The sequence below is a fragment of the Paracoccus mangrovi genome (assembly GCF_042648425.1).
Taxonomy (GTDB): domain Bacteria; phylum Pseudomonadota; class Alphaproteobacteria; order Rhodobacterales; family Rhodobacteraceae; genus Paracoccus; species Paracoccus mangrovi.
Window position 1 is genome coordinate 279679 of record NZ_JBHRXJ010000004.1, and the last position, 16609, is coordinate 296287.

15 protein-coding genes are annotated in these 16609 nt (G+C 64.4%); 5 read left to right on the forward strand and 10 right to left on the reverse strand.

All coding sequences use genetic code 11. The annotated features are described in order from the left end of the window. Window positions 1–16: 16 nt before the first annotated feature. The 3 genes from ACFOMH_RS08120 to ACFOMH_RS08130 form a co-directional block, all read right to left on the reverse strand. Window positions 17–1120 (reverse strand): ABC transporter ATP-binding protein, encoded by a 1104-nt coding sequence (locus ACFOMH_RS08120; RefSeq protein WP_377743801.1) that lies wholly within the window; start codon window positions 1118–1120, stop codon window positions 17–19. A 15-nt stretch (window positions 1121–1135) separates the two neighbouring features. Beyond that, window positions 1136–2653, reverse strand: coding sequence for an arabinosylfuranosidase ArfA (gene arfA / locus ACFOMH_RS08125; RefSeq protein WP_374424958.1), 1518 nt, complete (start codon window positions 2651–2653; stop codon window positions 1136–1138). A 70-nt stretch (window positions 2654–2723) separates the two neighbouring features. Next, window positions 2724–3686, reverse strand: coding sequence for a LysR family transcriptional regulator (locus ACFOMH_RS08130; protein WP_374424960.1), 963 nt, complete (start codon window positions 3684–3686; stop codon window positions 2724–2726). Between the two features lie 137 nt (window positions 3687–3823). On the opposite strand from ACFOMH_RS08130, the gene ACFOMH_RS08135 reads away from it, so the two are divergent. Further along, window positions 3824–4450 carry a YdeI/OmpD-associated family protein gene (locus tag ACFOMH_RS08135; protein ID WP_377743803.1) on the forward strand — a complete coding sequence of 209 codons (627 nt, stop codon included), beginning with the start codon at window positions 3824–3826 and terminating at the stop codon, window positions 4448–4450. Between the two features lie 128 nt (window positions 4451–4578). On the opposite strand, the gene ACFOMH_RS08140 is transcribed toward ACFOMH_RS08135, so the two are convergent. Together ACFOMH_RS08140 and ACFOMH_RS08145 are read right to left on the reverse strand one after the other, a co-directional pair. Next, window positions 4579–5004, reverse strand: coding sequence for a GlcG/HbpS family heme-binding protein (locus ACFOMH_RS08140; protein ID WP_374424963.1), 426 nt, complete (start codon window positions 5002–5004; stop codon window positions 4579–4581). Window positions 5005–5132: 128 nt separating this feature from the next. Further along, complete coding sequence (locus ACFOMH_RS08145) at window positions 5133–6323, reverse strand: pyridoxal-phosphate-dependent aminotransferase family protein (RefSeq protein ID WP_377743805.1); 1191 nt, start codon at window positions 6321–6323, stop codon at window positions 5133–5135. Window positions 6324–6431: 108 nt separating this feature from the next. Here ACFOMH_RS08145 and ACFOMH_RS08150 point away from each other — a divergent pair, with 108 nt between their 5' ends. Beyond that, on the forward strand, window positions 6432–9338 hold the full coding sequence (locus ACFOMH_RS08150) for an FAD-binding and (Fe-S)-binding domain-containing protein (protein WP_377743807.1): 2907 nt from the start codon (window positions 6432–6434) through the stop codon (window positions 9336–9338). After that, on the forward strand, window positions 9335–10027 hold the full coding sequence (locus ACFOMH_RS08155; RefSeq protein WP_377743809.1) for a GntR family transcriptional regulator: 693 nt from the start codon (window positions 9335–9337) through the stop codon (window positions 10025–10027). The genes ACFOMH_RS08150 and ACFOMH_RS08155 overlap by 4 nt, the downstream gene beginning before the upstream one ends. 64 nt (window positions 10028–10091) lie before the next feature. Here the strand turns inward: ACFOMH_RS08155 and ACFOMH_RS08160 are convergent, their stop codons facing one another. Genes ACFOMH_RS08160 through ACFOMH_RS08180 form a run of 5 tightly spaced genes read right to left on the reverse strand, consistent with a single transcriptional unit; the run spans window position 10092 to window position 14942 of the window. Beyond that, complete coding sequence (locus ACFOMH_RS08160; protein WP_377743811.1) at window positions 10092–10865, reverse strand: enoyl-CoA hydratase; 774 nt, start codon at window positions 10863–10865, stop codon at window positions 10092–10094. Continuing rightward, window positions 10858–12024 carry a CaiB/BaiF CoA transferase family protein gene (locus ACFOMH_RS08165; protein WP_377743812.1) on the reverse strand — a complete coding sequence of 389 codons (1167 nt, stop codon included), beginning with the start codon at window positions 12022–12024 and terminating at the stop codon, window positions 10858–10860. Before ACFOMH_RS08165 ends, ACFOMH_RS08160 begins: the two co-directional genes overlap by 8 nt. A gap of 1 nt (window position 12025) precedes the next feature. Further along, on the reverse strand, window positions 12026–13312 hold the full coding sequence (locus ACFOMH_RS08170) for a TRAP transporter large permease (RefSeq protein ID WP_374424973.1): 1287 nt from the start codon (window positions 13310–13312) through the stop codon (window positions 12026–12028). Beyond that, on the reverse strand, window positions 13312–13908 hold the full coding sequence (locus tag ACFOMH_RS08175; RefSeq protein ID WP_374424974.1) for a TRAP transporter small permease: 597 nt from the start codon (window positions 13906–13908) through the stop codon (window positions 13312–13314). The genes ACFOMH_RS08170 and ACFOMH_RS08175 overlap by 1 nt, the downstream gene beginning before the upstream one ends. A 56-nt stretch (window positions 13909–13964) precedes the next feature. Further along, the gene (locus tag ACFOMH_RS08180; protein WP_377743815.1) at window positions 13965–14942 is read right to left on the reverse strand and encodes a TRAP transporter substrate-binding protein; all 978 of its coding nucleotides are present in this window, start codon (window positions 14940–14942) and stop codon (window positions 13965–13967) included. A 580-nt stretch (window positions 14943–15522) separates the two neighbouring features. Here ACFOMH_RS08180 and ACFOMH_RS08185 point away from each other — a divergent pair. Then, on the forward strand, window positions 15523–15861 hold the full coding sequence (locus ACFOMH_RS08185) for a PadR family transcriptional regulator (RefSeq protein WP_377743817.1): 339 nt from the start codon (window positions 15523–15525) through the stop codon (window positions 15859–15861). Window positions 15862–15938: 77 nt separating this feature from the next. Next, the gene (locus tag ACFOMH_RS08190; RefSeq protein ID WP_377743818.1) at window positions 15939–16556 is read left to right on the forward strand and encodes a hypothetical protein; all 618 of its coding nucleotides are present in this window, start codon (window positions 15939–15941) and stop codon (window positions 16554–16556) included. The last annotated feature ends 53 nt before the right edge of the window (window positions 16557–16609 follow it).

Here is a 16609-nt window from a genome sequence, read left to right on the forward strand (position 1 = left end):
AGGATGATCGGGTGGTTCAGCGCAGCCGCGCGCCATCGGCCCCGAACGCGAATATCCGTTCCGTCTGGGGGGTGACGGTCTGCACGGTGCCGCGCATGCCGTGCCGCGCGCCGGTTTGCTGGAAAACCACCGCATCGCCCCCGGCAAGCGTGCCGTGCTGATACGAGACGCCGCCCAGTTCCTCGGCCACGTCGACGGTGACGCGCAGTCCCGGCCCGGTGGTGATGGCCAGATGCTCGGGCCGGATGCCCAGCGTCACAGGCGCGCCGGGACCGGGGCGCGTGGCGGCACGCAGCGGGATCTGAAAGCTCAGGTCCGGCTGGCCGTCCAGCCGCGCCACGATGCCGTCCGCCATGTGATCCGTGACCGTGGCATCGAAGAAATTCATCGACGGCGAGCCGATGAACCCCGCGACAAAGCGGTTCGAGGGATTGTCATAGAGGTCGAGCGGGCTGCCCGATTGCTGGACATGCCCGCCTTGCAGCACGAAGATCGTGTCGGCCAGCGTCATCGCCTCGACCTGATCATGGGTGACATAGATCATCGTCGCGCCCAGCGCCTTGTGCAGGCGCGCCAGTTCCAGCCGCATCTGCACGCGCAATTCCGCATCCAGATTGGACAGCGGCTCGTCAAAAAGAAACAGGTCCGGCGCGCGCACGATGGCGCGGCCGATCGCCACGCGCTGGCGCTGGCCGCCGGAAAGCTGGGCGGGCTTTTTGTCGAGCTGCGCGCCAAGTTGCAGGATGTCGGCGGCGGCGCGGACCTTTTCGTCGATCTCGGGCTTGGGGCGCCGGGCCAGGCGCAGGCTGAAGGCCATGTTTTCATAGACGCTGAGATGGGGATAAAGCGCATAGGATTGAAACACCATCGCGACCCCGCGCCGGGCGGGGTCTTCGTGGGTCACGTCGCGGTCGCCGATGCGGATGGTGCCGGAACTGGTTTCCTCAAGCCCGGCGATCATGCGCAAAAGCGTGGATTTCCCGCATCCCGACGGGCCGACAAAGACGGCGAATTCGCCCTTGCGGATGTCCATGTCGACGCCGCGAATGACATCGACCGCGCCAAAGCTCTTGCGGACCGCAGCAAGGTGAACGCCATTGTCCCGGATTGCCCCCTCCATTCCCCGATCCGCCTTTCAGTTCAGCGCCAGACGCAGCAGGTGATACGAAAAGGCCGGCAATTCGCCCCTGAGCCCGCCATCGGCCACGCCCATTCCCGTGCCCTTGCGCGGCCGGATGCGGTCGGGCTCTTGGGCGGTATTGGCGACGCGCGGCCCGGTGCCGTCGCCGCCGATGACCTGATGTTCGATCAGCCGCGCGTTCCCAAAGCCGCCAAGCGCAAGGTCCAGTTCCATCGCCTCATCTGGGCTGCGGTTGACGGCAAAGACGGTGAGCGACGCGCCATCCGGCGCCAGCACGGCGGCAATGTCGAGATAGTTCACGTCCTGCGCGGCCTCGGCATCATAGCGCGGGCCGTCGACAGCGACATTCAGCGCCGTGCCGCGCCCATAGAGGCTTGCGAATTGATAGGGGTAATAGATCGAGGTCGCCCAGGCCTTGCCGCCGCGTTCGGCGCGGATCGGCGCGATCACGTTCACCAGCTGCGCGATACAGGCGATCTTGACCCGATCCGACCGGCGGATGAATTCGTTCAGCAGGCCGCCCACGAACAGCGCGTCTTCGAGGTTGTAATCCTCTTCCAGAAGCGGCGGCGCCTCGGGCCAGTCCCATTCGCGCCAGTTGCGGCTGTCCTGTTCGCGGTTGTGATACCAGACATTCCATTCGTCAAAGCAGATATAGACGTCGTTTTTCGCCCGCTTCTTTGCCTTGACATAGTCGATCACGCCGGCGATCGACTGGATATAGCGGCCGGTTTCCTCGATCTTGGCAAAGAAATTCAGGCTGTTATGGCTGTTATTGCCGAAATACTTGTGCAGCGAGATGTATTCGACATTCTCATAGCATTCCTCAAGCACCTGACGTTCCCATTCGGGATAGGTGGGCATCTGGTCGTTCGAGGAACCGCAGACGATGGTTTCGATGCCGGCGCCAAAGGCCTTGACCGCCTTGGCGGTTTCATTGGCCAGCCGGCCATATTCGACCGCGTCCTTGTGCCCGATCTGCCAGGGGCCATCCATTTCATTGCCCAGGCACCACATGTTCACGCCATAGGGCTGTTCGACACCATGGCTGCGGCGCAGATCGCTCCAATACGTTCCCGAGGGGTGGTTGCAATATTCGACGAAATTGCGCGCATCCTCGATCCCGCGGGTGCCCAGATTCAGCGCCAGCATCATCTCGATGCCCGCATCCTTGGCCCAGCCGGCGAATTCGTTGATCCCGACCTGATTGCTTTCGCGCGACCGCCAGGCCAGGTCCAGCCGCACGGGGCGGTCCTTTTGCGGGCCGATCCCGTCCTCCCATTTATAGGCGGACACGAAATTGCCGCCCGGATAGCGGATGGCGGGAATGCTGAGCCCGCGCACCAGGTCCAGCACATCCTTGCGAAAGCCCTGCGCATTGGCGGTCGGATGGCCGGGTTCATAGATGCCGCTGTAAATGGCTCTGCCCATATGTTCGATGAAGGCGGAATAAAGCCGGTCATCAATGCCTGCGATGGTGAAGTCCCGGTGGACGGTCGCACGGGTTTTCACGGTTCCCTCCGATTGCGGTCTCTTGCGGTGGGACAGGCTTAGGGCAGGGATGCGTTGCCGGACAATTTACTTATTGGCGTCTCGCGTTGACAGAATTGGTAACTGTCATGCCGGCAAGGTTCTGTTCGACCAGATCCAGAAGCCGTTTCGCCGCCGCCGACAGGATGCGGTCGCGCGGGCGCAGAATGTGATAGGGTTCGATGACGATCGGCCGGGGCAGCCGCAAAAGCACCAGATCGGCCGAAAAGGGCGGCGACAGCAACAGGTCGGCGACCTCATGCGTGACCACGGCGATGACGTCGGAATCGCGCAGCAGGGCCATGATCGCCACCACCGAGGCGGTCTTGATCAGGTTTTCGGGCAGCGCGATGCCTTCGTCGTGAAAGGCGATGTCCAGCGCGTGGCGGATCGGCGCCCCGCGGTCCTGCATGGTCCACGGATATTCGACCAGATCGGCCAGCGCGGCCGGATCGCGCCCCGCCATCGGATGGCCGCGCCGCACCATCAACAGGATGGATTCGTCCCGCCCGGCCGAAATCTCGTAATCCGGGGCATGGGCTTCGGGGGCCAGCCGGCTAAGGGTAAAGTCGTATTCGCCGCGCTCAAGCCCCCACATCAGCCGCGACGAGGATGAGACATCGAGCAGCACCTCGACCTGCGGGGCCTCATGTTTCAGGCGCAGGATCGCCGGGATCACAAGCGCCAGCGCCGCGCCCGTCACCGCCCCCACCCGGACCGAACCGCCGCGCCCCGACAGATGCGCGGTGAAATCCTGTGCCATCTGGTCCAGATCATGGGTCAGCTTGCGCGCATGCCGGGCCAGCACCTCGCCCGAGGGGGTGGGGCGCATGCCCTTGGCCGTGCGCTCGAAGAGCGCGGCGTTCAGTTGCGTTTCCATATCGGTCAGCATGCGCGACGCGGCGGGCACGGTCATGCCGCAACTGGCGGCGGCCAGACGCAGCTTGCCATGCCGCGCGATTGCCGCGACCAGCCGCAGCTGCACCGGCCGCAATGATCTGAGATAGAGGTTCATCCCCCGCCTTTCGCGTCAAGATCCGCCCGGGGCGCGGGCTGGGCCGGCCGGGGCGCGTGGAATGAACGATTCATGATTTCCATCTGTTGTGCTAGGTCTGTTGGCGCGCAAGAGGCGGGCCAGAGGTGGAAAAGACCATGACCATGATCTCCGAAGTCGGCGATTATTTCACCAAAGGCTGCGGCCGCTGCGCGCGTTTCGACACGCCCGATTGCGCGACGCGGATATGGGCGCAGGGGGTGGAACGGCTGCGCGCGATCTGTCTTGCCGCCGGGCTTGAGGAATGGGCCAAATGGGGGCATCCCTGTTATATGCATGCCGGCCGCAATATCGCGATCATCGGTGCGGTGCGCGATGATTTCCGGCTGAGCTTTTTCAACGCCGCGCTGATGACCGATCCGCAGGGCGTGCTGGAACGGCAGGGGCCGAATACCAGACATGCCGACATGATCCGGTTCACCTCCGATGATCGGGTCGCAGCGCTGGAACCGGTCATCCGCGCCTATCTGGCCGAGGCGATGGGCTATGCGGTGCAAGGCATCCGCCCGCCCCGCGACGAAAGCGAGCCGGATCTGCCCGATGAGCTGGCCGAGGCGCTGGACGGCGATCCCGAACTGGCCGAGGCGTTTCACGCGCTGACGCCCGGCCGCCGCAAAAGCTATGTGATCAACCTGAACGGGGCCAGGCAATCGCGCACCCGGGTCGAGCGCATCGCCCGGTTCCGCGACAAGATCATCGCCGGCAAGGGCGCGAATGAATATTGACCCTGGGGCGGTGCGCGGGGCCGCTTGCCGCCGCGTCGTGACCGCCGTCACCCCGGATCGCGCCACCCCTGATCGTGTGGCCCCTGATCGTGCGACCGCGACCGGTCGACGGGCGCGGCCCCCGGAAATCAGCCCGCGTCGGCGGTAAAGCCCGCATCCTCGATGGCGCGAATTGCGCAGGCCTCGTCATTGTCGGAACTGTCGCCGGTGATGCCCACCGCACCAAGAATGGCGCCATTCTTGCGGATCAGCACGCCGCCCGGCACCGGCACCAGCGCGCCGCCGGCCAGCGCGTTCATCGCCTGGATGAAATAGGGCTGTTCCTTGGCGCGTTCAAAGATCGCCCGCGACCCCATGCCCAGGGCGATGGCGCCCTTGGCCTTGGCCTGCGCGATTTCGGGGCGCAGCGTGCTGGTCCCGTCCTGACGCATCAGCACCTTCAGATTGCCGGCCGAGTCAAGCACCGCGACGGTCAGCGGCTTCAGCCCCATCCCGGCAGCCAGTGACAGACAGTTCGCGGCCAGCTTTTGCGCGGTATTCAGCGTCAGATCCATGGGCGTTCCTTTCCCTGTGGGGCCGGACCGACCCGTGCGGCCGGGCCGGAATGGCGATGGCAAGTCATTGACCCGCATCAGCTAAAGCAGGGGGCATGCCGGATGCAACCCATGGTCGTGCCTTGCCCTTATTCGGCGGCGATGCCGGGCGCGGGCATGTCGTCCAGCACCTTCAACGCCGCGTCAAGACCGCCGTCGCGATGCGGCACGCCCGCCTTGCGCAGGCCCAGCTCGACCCCGGTCAGCGTGCCGGCCAGCGTGAGGTCGTTGAAATCGCCCAGATGGCCGATGCGGAACACCTTGTCAGCGACCTTGGACAGCCCGTTGCCAAGCGAGATGTCGTAATGGCGCAGCGCCGTCTTGCGAAAGGCGTCGGCGCTGTGCCCCTCGGGCATCAGAACGGCGGTCAGCACGCCGCTTTCCTGTCCCTGACGGCGGCAGAGGACCTCAAGCCCCCAATGGCGCACGGCGGCCCGGGTGGCGGCGCCATGGCGCGCATGCCGGGCAAAGACATTCTCCAGCCCTTCGTCATGCAGCATGGCGATGGCCTCGTTCAGGCCGAACAGCAGGTTGGTCGCGGGCGTATAGGGGAAATAGCCGCTGGCGTTGCTGGCCTTCATCTCGCGCCAGTCCCAATAGGATCGCGGCATCCCGCCTTGTTCGGATGCTGCCATCGCCTTGGCGCTGACCGCGTTGAAGGACAGGCCCGGCGGCAGCATCAGCCCCTTTTGCGAACCCGAGACCGCGACATCGACGCCCCATTCGTCAAAGCGGAAATCGATCGAGGCCAGCCCCGAAATCGTGTCCACCATCAACAGCGCCGGATGCCCCGCCGCATCGATGGCCGCCCGCACCTGGGCGATGGGCGAAACCGATCCGGTCGAGGTCTCGTTATGGACCACGCAGACGGCCTTGATCTCATGCGCGCGGTCGGCGCGCAGGCGGGTCTCGATGGCGTCGGGATCGGCCCCGCCGCGCCAGTCTCCTTCGATGAATTCGGGGCGCAGGCCCAGCTTTTCGGCCATCTTTTTCCACAGCGTGGCGAAATGGCCGGTCTCATACATCAGCACCCGGTCGCCCCGCGACAGCGCGTTGACCAGCGCCGCCTCCCAGGCGCCGGTGCCGGATGCGGGATAGATGACGACATCCTGCCCGGTCTTGAAGATCGACCGCATGCCCATCAGCGCGGTCCGACCGACCTCGGCGAAATCCGGGCCGCGATGGTCGATCACCTGCGCCGAGATCGCGCGCAGCACGCGTTCGGGCACCGGGCTGGGGCCGGGGATCTGAAGGAAATGGCGGCCGGCGCGATGTGTCATGAGACCTCTCCGTTTGCGACGAGCTGCCGCACTGAATTGTGTTTTTAATTTTGCATTATGTATCCATTTCAGGTAGCCCCGAGTCAACAGGGAATAGAAAGGCGTTTCATGCTGGATCAGGCGCTAAGAAAGGATTTTCAGGGCGAAGTTCTGTTCGATCCCTTTTCGCGGGGGCGCTATTCGACCGATGCCTCGTTCTATCAGATCATGCCAATGGGGGTCGCGATCCCGCGCGGAATGGCCGATGTCGCGGCCGCGCTGGCGGTGGCGCGCGATCTCGGCGTGGCGGTCACCGGGCGCGGCGGCGGCACCTCGCAATGCGGGCAGACGGTCAATTCGGGGCTGATCCTCGACAATTCGGTGCATTTCAACCGCATCCTTGAACTGGACGCGCCGAACCGCCGGGTGGTGGTCGAGCCGGGGATCGTGCTCGACGATCTGAACCGGGCCTTGCGGCCCTATGGGCTGTGGTTTCCGGTCGATGTCTCGACCGCCTCGCGCGCGACCATTGGCGGGATGGCTGCGAACAATTCCTGCGGCGGTCGTTCGCTGCGCTATGGCACCATGCGCGACAATGTCCTGTCGATCGAGGCGATCATGGCCGATGGCCGCCTTGCCCGCTTCGGCCCCGTTGACGGTTACGGTGATGGCGGTCCGCCGGCCGGGCTGGTCGATGCGCTATTGGCGATGGGGCGCGACCACGCGGCGCTGATCGACGCGCGTATCCCCAAGCTGACGCGGCGCGTCGGCGGCTATAATATCGACGCGCTGGTGCCCGGGGACCGGCCCGTCAACCTGTCGCATCTTCTGGTCGGCAGCGAGGGGACGCTGGCCTATTTCACCAAGATCGAGCTGAAGCTTTGGCCGCTGGTCGGTCAGCGTGTGCTGGGCGTGTGCCATTTCCCCAGCTTTTATCAGGCGATGGACGCGACCCAGCATCTGGTCGGTCTGAACCCGCTTTCGGTCGAGCTGATCGATGCCACCATGATCGGCCTGTCGCGTCAGATCGCGTTGTTTCGCCCCACCATCGAGCAATTCGTGCGCGGCACCCCCGAGGCGCTGTTGCTGGTCGAATTCGACGAGGGCGAGGCCCATGCCAATGCCCGCAAGCTGCGCGAGCTGGCCGGGCGCATGGGCGATCTGGGCTTTGACTGGCGGGGGCAGGGGCCGCATTGGGGCGGCGTCGTCGCCATCGAGGATCAGCGCCTGCAAACCCGCATCGCCGAGGTCCGCAAATCCGGCCTCAACATCATGATGTCGATGAAGCAAGAGGGAAAGCCCGTGTCCTTTGTCGAGGATTGCGCCGTCGCGCTGTCCGATCTGGCGGAATATACGCGCGAATTGACCGAGGTCTTTGCGCGTCACGGCACAAAGGGGACGTGGTATGCCCATGCCTCGGTCGGGTGCCTGCATGTGCGGCCGGTGCTGAACCTGAAACTGGACGGCGACGTCAAGCGCATGCGCGCCATTGCCGAAGAGGCCTTTGCGCTGGTCGCCAGATACAAGGGGTCGCATTCCGGCGAGCATGGCGACGGCATCGTGCGTTCGGAATTTCACGAACGCATGTTCGGCCCGGAAATCACCGCCCTGTTCCGCGAGGTCAAGGACCGCTTCGACCCCCAAAGCCGGCTCAATCCCGGCAAGATCGTCGATGCGCCGAAAATGGATGAGCGCAGCCTGTTTCGCTATCCACCCGGCTATGCCGCCAAGCCCCTGAAAACCGCCTTCGACTGGTCCGCCTGGCCGGGGGCGGGCGGCGGCTTTCAGGGCGCGGTCGAGATGTGCAACAACAACGGCGCCTGTCGCAAGCTGGCGGGCGGGACCATGTGCCCGTCCTATCGCGTGACGCGGGCCGAACAGCATGTCACGCGCGGGCGCGCCAATACGCTGCGGCTGGCGATCACGGGGCAATTGGGGGCCGATGCGCTGACCTCGGACGAAATGGCCGAGACGCTGCGGCTCTGTGTGTCCTGCAAGGGGTGCAAGCGTGAATGCCCGACCGGCGTCGACATGGCGCGGATGAAGATCGAGGTCATGGCCGCCCGCGCCCGCGACCGGGGGTTGACGCTGCATGAGCGGCTGGTGGCGGATCTGCCGCGCTATGCGCCCTATGCGGCGCGGCTGCACTGGCTCATGAATCTGCGCAATCGCAGCCCGGTTCTTGCGCGGCTGACCGAGCGGGCGACCGGCTTTTCCGCCGCCCGCGCGTTGCCGCAATGGTCGGCGCGCCCGTTTCGCGATGCCGAGCTGCCGGCGCGCGACGATGCGGATGTCGTGATCTTTGCCGATGCGTTCAACCGCTGGTTCGAACCCGAGAACCTGCGCGCCGCGATCCGCGTGCTGCGGGCGGCCGGTCGCCGTGTCACCCTGGCGCGTCCTTTGGAGGGGGGGCGGGCGCTGGATTGCGGGCGCACGCTTCTTTCCGTGGGTCTTGTCGACCGGGCAAAGGCCGAGGGGCAGCGACTGATTGACGCACTTCTTCCGCATGTCCGCGCCGGGCGGGCGATCGTCGGGCTGGAACCGTCCAGCCTGCTGACGCTGCGCGATGAAATTCCGGCGCTGATTCCCGGTAAGGCCACGCAGGATGTGGCAAACGCCGCTTTCACGTTCGAGGAATATATCGCCGCCGAGGCCGATGCCGGGCGCTGGAATCTGCGGCTTCGACCCCTTGGCGCGCGCGTTTTGTTGCACGGACATTGCCATCAGAAGGCCATGGATGTCATGCCGGCGATCCGGAAAGCATTGGCGCTGCTGCCGGAAACGGATATTCAGGTCGTGGAAACGAGCTGCTGCGGCATGGCCGGGGCCTTTGGCTATGGTGTCGAAACCGAGGCAATATCGCGTCAGATGGGTGAGCTTGACCTGTTCCCGGCTGTGCGTGATGCCCCGGACGGCACCATTTTGGTGGCCGACGGAACCTCTTGCCGGCACCAGATCGCGGACGGCACCGGGCGGCAGGCGATACATGTCTCGCGGCTTTTTGACCTTGCGCTGCAGGAGGCGCCGGAACGATGAATTTGACCGCTACGACCGGCCCGCAAATCCGCCGCCGTTCGCTGCACGAAGAGCTGACCGAGGCGCTGCGCGAACTGATCGTGTCGGGGGAACTGCGCCCCGGCCACAAGGTCCCGGAAAAGGATCTGTGCGAACTTTACAGCGTGTCGCGCACCCCGCTGCGCGAGGCGTTGAAGGTGCTGGCGACCGACGGGCTGATCCATCTGGAACCCAATCGCGGTGCCTGGGTCAGCCGCATCTCGGTCGAGGAACTGGACGAGCTTTTCCCTATCATGGGCGCGCTTGAGGCGCTGGCGGGCGAGCTGGCCTGCAAGAACATCACCGATGACGAAATCGCCGAGGTCGAGGCGCTGCATGACCGCATGTATCAGCATTACCTGGCCCGCGAGCTTGAGGATTATTTCAAGCTGAACCAACAGATCCACGAAACCATTCTGGCCGCCGCGCGCAACGCCACCCTGACCGTGCAGTATCGCACGCTGGCGGCGCGGGTGCGGCGCGGGCGCTATATGGCCAATATCACCCGCGAACGCTGGGATCAGGCGATGCGCGAGCATGAGGACATCCTTGCCAGTCTGCGCGCGCGTGACGGGGCAACGCTTTCGGTGATCCTGCGCGCGCATCTGGAAAAGACCAGCATCACCTTGCGCGAATGGCTGCTTTCCAAGGAACAGGGCGCCGGGGCCTAGGGCCGGGCCGTTCCGGCCATGCGCCGCGCGACGCGGAGCCGCCCATAAAACCCCGCCTTTGCGCTTATTTTCCGGTCCAGACCGGCTTGCGCTTGGCCAGAAAGGCCGCGACGCCCTCGCGGAAATCCTGGCTGCCATAGACGCGTTCGATCACGTCGCGGTCATTGGGCGCCGCCTCGGCCAGCCGTGCCAGAAGGGTCCGGCAGGCGGCGATGGTCAGGGGCGCGGCCTCGCACAGACGCGCGATCTGGCGCGCCGTTTCGGCCTCGATCCGGTCGGGCGGGACGCAGGCGCTGGAAAAGCCCAGCCCGTGGACGGTCGCGCCGTCCAGAAATTCCGACAATAACAGCATCCGCCGCACCGGCCCGTCGCCAAAGGCGCGGATCAGCCGGGCGATATTGGCCGCCGACAGGCAATTCCCGACCGTGCGGGCAATGGGGACGCCGAATTTCGCCCCCGGCGTCACGATGCGCAGATCGCAGGCGGCGGCGATGGCCAGCCCGCCGCCCACCGCCGCGCCCTCGATCACGGCAAGCGTGGGCGCGGGCAGGCGCGCCAGCCGCGCCAGAACGGTGTCGATGTGATCTTCGTAAACCAGCCCGTCGGCGCCGCTTTGAAAGGCGGTGAATTCGGAAATGTCGGTGCCGGCGACAAAGGCGCCGCCCGCGCCGCGAAAGACGATGGCGCAAAGATCGCGTTGTCCGTCCAGCTGGTCACAGATCGCGGCCAGTTGCGCATACATGGCAAAGGTCATCGCATTGCGCGCCGCCGGTCGCGCAAAGGTGACATGCGCGACCGGACCATCCAGCCGCAGCGTGACCTCGCCCCCGTCAGCCATCGGCGATCCCCAATTCGCGCAGGATCTCGGCCCGGTGCTCGTCCAAAAGCGGCGGATGGCGGCGCACCTCTTGCGGGGTGCCGCGCAGCTTGACCGGAAAGCCGATGTTCTTGACCTCGCCCTCGACCGGATGGGTGATCGGCATCACCATGTCCCGCGCCTGCGCATGTTCGTTGCCCAAGGCCTCGGCGTAATCGAGGATCGGCCCGGCGGGAATGCCGGCATCGAGCAGCGCCTGAACCCATTCCGCGCGGCTGCGGGTGATCAGCGTGGTTTCCAGATCGGCGATCAGCGCCTCGCGGTTTTTCATCCGCAGGGCGTTGGTGGCGTAATCGGGATGCGCGATCAGATCCGCGCGCCCGATGGTTTCGCAAAGCCGGCGATACAGGCGGTCATTATTCGCGCCCAGCACGAAATGCCCGTCGCTGGCGCGCACCGCCTGATAGGGGGCGGCCATGCGGTTGGCGGTGCCGATCCGTTCGGGGATATTGCCCGTGCCCCAATAATCGCAGATGTCCCAGACCGCAAAGGACAGTCCGGCCTCGTAAAGCGAGGCGTCGATGAACTGTCCCGCGCCGGTCTTTTGGCGGCCGATATAGGCGGCAAGGATGGCATAGACGGTCAGCATCGAGCAGCCGATATCCGCCAGCGGCCCGCCCGATTTCGCCGGCGGCCCGTCGGGATGTCCGGTGATCGACATGATCCCCGACGCCGCCTGCGCCATCAGGTCGAAGCCCGGCCGCGCGGACCATGGCCCGGTCTGGCCAAAGCCCGAGATGCTGGCATAGATGATGCCCGGATTGATCGCGGCCACGCTGTCGTAATCGATCCCCAGCTTGGCCACGACGCCGGGGCGATAGTTTTCGACGATCACATCGGCGGTGGCCGCCAGCTTCAGAAAGATCTCGCGGTCGGGCGCGGATTTCAGGTCCAGCGCGATCGAGCGCTTGTTGCGGTTCATGTTCAGAAACCCAAGGCTGTCATCGCCCCTGAGCCGGAAGCCCATGGCGCTGCGGGTCTGGTCGCCGGTCGGCGGCTCGACCTTGATCACATCGGCGCCCAGATCGCCCAGCAGCATACAGCAGAACGGCCCGGCCATGACCTGCGACACATCCAGCACCCGGATCCCTTCCAGCGGCAGCGGCTTTTTTGTGGTCATCTCAGCCCCCATAGATCAGGTGAACCAGCGCCAGCGAGATGCCGGGCAGGTAGGTACAGACCAGAAGCAGCGCCAGCAGCGCGCCGATAAAGGGCAGGTTGACCTTGGTCGTTTCCCAGATGTCCGATTTCGCGATGGAACAGGCCGCGATCAGGACCGAGGCGACCGGCGGCGTCTGTTGCCCGATGGCCAGGTTCAGCGTCACCACCAGCCCGAAATGCACCGGGTCGATGCCGGCGGCCAGCACCATCGGCATGACGATGGGCACCACCAGAATGATCGCCGCCGCCGAATGCAGGAACATGCCCAGGATCAGAAAGGCGATGTTGAGCATCAGCAGGATCAGATATTTGTTCGTGGTCAGCCCGCCGATGGCCTGCGCCAGTTGCTGGGGCAGCTGCGCCTCGGTCAGAAAGCCGCCGATCAGATACGAGGCGGCCACCAGCAGCATCACCACCGCCGTCTGCACACCGCTGTCGATCAGCGCCTTGTAAAGCGCGCGCACGTCGAATTCGCGATAGATCACGCCCGAGATGAACAGCGCCGCCACCACGGCCAGCGCCGCGCCCTCGGTCGCGGTGACGATGCCGCCAAAGATCCCGCCCAGAATGATGACCGGCAGCAACAGCGCCCAGCCCGCCTCTTTGAAGCGCAGCCAGACATTCGAGATCTGGAACCGCTCTTCGACCGGGAAATTATGCCGCCGCGCCTGAATATAGGCGGCAACGGCCAAAAGGATGGCGCCGACGATGCCGGGGCCGAAGCCCGCGATGAACATCTTGACCACCGATTGCTGGGCCATGACCGCGTAAAGGATCATCGGGATCGAAGGCGGCAGGATGATCGCAAGGCTGGAGGCCGAGGAACAGATCGCGGCCGAGAATTCCTTGGAATAGCCCTTTTTGCGCATCGCCGGCACAAGGATCGAGCCCAGGGCCGCGACCCCCGCGACCGCCGAGCCCGAGATTTCGGCGAAAAACATCGAGGCGCCGATCACCACAAAGGACAGCCCGCCCCGCACGAAACCCACCAGCGCCGATGCAAGCGCGATCAGCCGGCGCGAAATGGACGAGGCGTTCATGATCGAACCGGCCAGCACGAAAAGCGGGATCGCCAGCAGGGGAAAGCTCGACGCCCCCTCGAACATGGTCAGCGCCAGATTGGGCAGCATGTCGCCGCCCTGAACGATAAGGACCGCGCCGATGCCGACGATCCCCAATGCGACCGCGATGGGCACGTTCAGCAGCGCCAGCGCGAACATCACCAAAAGCATGATTGCGATGGTCATCAGGCATCCCCCCGCCGATGGTTGCGATGGCTGGCCGAGGCGACGCTGGCGTCATCCTGTTCCAGCGGTGTGTTGGAAATATCGCCAAGCGCCTCCTGGATTTCGTGATCGACGAAACCGGCCCCGCGCGCCGCCGCCATCACCTCGGGCAGGCGCATGGCCTCGGCCAGCATGAAGAGGATGGCGCCCAGGGGGATGATCGATTGCGTCAGCTGCACCGGCACATCGGGCAACGACACCAGCGTCATCCCCTCAAGTATGACCAGCACCTGCCAGCCGGCATAGGCCAGAAGCCCGAAGAAAAAGAACACGCAGGCCTCGGCAAAGATGGTGACCGGCACCCGCCAGCGCGGCGGCATGGCGTTCACCAGCCCCGGAAAGCCGATATGCGCGCCCTTCAGCGCCGCCAGCGCCGAGCCGAAATAGGTCATCCAGACCAGCCCGATCGAGGCCACCTCGTCATACCAGCTGAGCGCCGACCCCATATAGCGATAGATGGTGCCCATCACGATCAGCGCCGTGAGCGAGGCCACGATCAGCGCGGTGATTATTTCCAGCAGGGATTCGAACCCCCGCCGCAGCTTGTGCGAAACCATGCGTCTCTCCTGCGGATGGATGCGGGGCCCGGCGGGCCGGACCCCGGGGCGTGGCATCATTCGCCGGACAGGCCCTGCGCCTTTTCGATCAGCGCGCCGGCGCCCTCGACCGATTGGGCGAACTGGTCATAGATCGGCTGGCTGGCCGCGACGAAGGCGGCGGTATCGACCTCGTTCACCGCCATTCCTGCCTCGGTCAGCTTTTGCAGCAGGTCCTTTTCCAGATCGGCGGCGATGCCATAGACGACATCCTGCATCTCGACCGCCGTTTCGGTCAGTGCCTGCTGGACCTCGGGGTCGAACTTGTCCCAGGACCGGCCGGCGGTGACAAAGGCCGGGGTATAGACGTGATTGCTGATCGAAAGGTATTTCTGTACCTCATAGAAGCGCGAGGGATAGATCTGGGCATAGGGATTTTCCTGCCCGTCCATCACCCCGGTCTGAAGCGCGACAAAGACCTCGGACAGGGGCATCGGGCTGGGGCTTGCGCCATAGGCCTGAAACATCTTGATGCGCCATTCGCCGTTGGGCACGCGCAGCTTGATGCCCTTCAGGTCCTCGGGGGTGCTGATGGCCCGACGGTTGTTGGTGATCTGGCGAAAGCCGTTTTCCCAGACGCCGATGATCCGATAGCCGGTCTTTTCGGCCTCGGGGACCATGGTCGGGGTCACGATCTCGTCGCGGATCCGTTTCATGTGGTCGCGGTCATGGACAAGATAGGGCATCTCGAACAGGCCAAAGACCGGCACCATCGAGGACATGATCGTCGAGGGCAGCGCCAGATCGGCGGTCCCCAGTTTTAGCTTTTGCAACAAGGCCTTGTCATCGCCCAGCTGGCTTGAGCCATAGACGATGACCTTGCCCTTGTCGCCCAGCCTTTCATTGGCGCGTTTGGCAAATTCCGTGGCGCTGAGATCCATCAGCGAGCCGGGTTCCCCGACATGGCCGAACTTGATTTCCGCCTGTGCCGCGGCCTGCGACGCCAGCCCCAGCGCGGCCATTACGGCGGCGCCGAGCAATCCCCTGATATTCATGTTATCCTCCCCTGGTGGTTTTCGACGTCAATCCTTCGGTCCCGCCCTCCCCGGCGGTGACCGAAAGCCGCATTGGCGGGGCCTTGGCCCGACCAGTCCAACCAACATAATTTTGAATTATGTATAAAGAATGATTCTGAATTTGGTCAACCCGGTTCAGTTTCCGGGCGCCGATCCGCTCTGCGATGCCTGTTTCGTGGCCCCCTTGGGTGCGGGGATGCCGTGCCCGCCGGCCATCCTCGTGCAGAATCGGCCGCAGGGGATCGTGCAGGTTGTGCGGCCGGGTGGCGCCATGCCCGGCGCGCCGGATCGGCGGGCGGGAAATCCGGTTGCGATGACGGCGCGGCCCGGTGGCGGATGGTTCCCCTATGGCGCGAGTTTTTCCACCATAGGATGTTTAAATCAGGGTTATAAGCTGGGTTAATGAGAAGTCTCTCAACCCACGGATGTATCTGACTTGCTTGGGGAAATATTTCCGCGCTTGTGTAGGAGGGCTATACATGCGAACGCGAGACGTGTAGTATAGTTACATACTTAAGACCAATAGGCGGTCCCGCCGCACCAGACCGGAGATGACACGTTGAACCCAGAGATGCTTAAAGGACATCTGGATGCAATTGTCCTGTCCGTTATCAGTTCCGGTGCCGGTTATGGATATGCCATCATGAAAGAGATCAGCAGCCGCAGTCAAAGCATGATCGAGCTGCCCGGAGGGACCATTTATCCGATCCTCCACCGGCTCGAGAATAACGGCCTGATCGCAAGTAATTGGGCAACTGCGCCCAGCGGTCGCAAACGACGTGTTTATACTTTGACCGAATCCGGGGCGAAACAGTTGAGGGAAAGATGCGAACATTGGAAGACCTTCGCAGCTGCAATCAATATGCTGCTCCTCGAGCCCGTGAAATCGAGGAATTGATTGAAAAATATGCCTCGGATGTTGTCGAGGCGACGCAGGCCGGTTCGGCGGTCGCCGACAGGCTTCGCATTGAGATCATGGACCATCTGACCGAAGCGATGGAGGACGTCGCCGGGGCGGACCGGGCCGAAATGGATCCCGTCGCACGTCTGCGCGCCGTGATCAACGATTTCGGACCCCAGGAAGTCATGGCCGGCGATTATCGCGAGGTCATCGCCGAATCGCGCTGGCGGCATCTGCGCTGGACCGTGGTGGCGGGGATCGGGCTGACCTTTCTGGCGATGCGGATCCGGCCCTATATCCTTGAACCCGGCTGGCGTGAGGATCTGATGCAATCCTCGTGGGGGTCGGTGATGATGTTCGTCGACCGCTATGCCTTTCTGATCGCGATTCTGGTGGTGCTGGGCGGGTTGATGCTTGACCGGTTGCGGTGCCTGCCGGGGATTTCGGCCCCGCGCATGTCCAGCCAGACCGTGTTCCGCGTGCTTTGCACGGCCACTGTCCCGGCGGTGATGGTGCTCATGTCGGCCTTGGCCGGGATCGGCGCGCTGCTTTATCCGCTGCTGAGCAATGGCGGGCTCAGGGATTTCGGTCTTGAATGGCTGACCATTGCCGCGCTTGCGCTGCTTTGTTCGGTGTTGACGCGCAATCTGGTCATCCTGATGCGCAGCTGCCGTCCTATCCTGCTCGGCTAAAAACCCAGCTTTTGACCGGCGACGGGCCTGGTTCCGATCCCGCCTTGCGCGGG

Bases quoted from the DNA above. Each gene is read 5' to 3' on its own strand.
- ACFOMH_RS08120 (WP_377743801.1), bottom strand. From the start codon at position 1,120: ATGGAGGGGGCAATCCGGGACAATGGCGTTCACCTTGCTGCGGTCCGC.
- ACFOMH_RS08130 (WP_374424960.1), bottom strand. From the start codon at position 3,686: ATGAACCTCTATCTCAGATCATTGCGGCCGGTGCAGCTGCGGCTGGTC.
- ACFOMH_RS08135 (WP_377743803.1), top strand. From the start codon at position 3,824: ATGACCATGATCTCCGAAGTCGGCGATTATTTCACCAAAGGCTGCGGC.
- ACFOMH_RS08140 (WP_374424963.1), bottom strand. From the start codon at position 5,004: ATGGATCTGACGCTGAATACCGCGCAAAAGCTGGCCGCGAACTGTCTG.
- ACFOMH_RS08145 (WP_377743805.1), bottom strand. From the start codon at position 6,323: ATGACACATCGCGCCGGCCGCCATTTCCTTCAGATCCCCGGCCCCAGC.
- ACFOMH_RS08150 (WP_377743807.1), top strand. From the start codon at position 6,432: ATGCTGGATCAGGCGCTAAGAAAGGATTTTCAGGGCGAAGTTCTGTTC.
- ACFOMH_RS08155 (WP_377743809.1), top strand. From the start codon at position 9,335: ATGAATTTGACCGCTACGACCGGCCCGCAAATCCGCCGCCGTTCGCTG.
- ACFOMH_RS08160 (WP_377743811.1), bottom strand. From the start codon at position 10,865: ATGGCTGACGGGGGCGAGGTCACGCTGCGGCTGGATGGTCCGGTCGCG.
- ACFOMH_RS08165 (WP_377743812.1), bottom strand. From the start codon at position 12,024: ATGACCACAAAAAAGCCGCTGCCGCTGGAAGGGATCCGGGTGCTGGAT.
- ACFOMH_RS08170 (WP_374424973.1), bottom strand. From the start codon at position 13,312: ATGACCATCGCAATCATGCTTTTGGTGATGTTCGCGCTGGCGCTGCTG.
- ACFOMH_RS08175 (WP_374424974.1), bottom strand. From the start codon at position 13,908: ATGGTTTCGCACAAGCTGCGGCGGGGGTTCGAATCCCTGCTGGAAATA.
- ACFOMH_RS08180 (WP_377743815.1), bottom strand. From the start codon at position 14,942: ATGAATATCAGGGGATTGCTCGGCGCCGCCGTAATGGCCGCGCTGGGG.
- ACFOMH_RS08190 (WP_377743818.1), top strand. From the start codon at position 15,939: ATGGACCATCTGACCGAAGCGATGGAGGACGTCGCCGGGGCGGACCGG.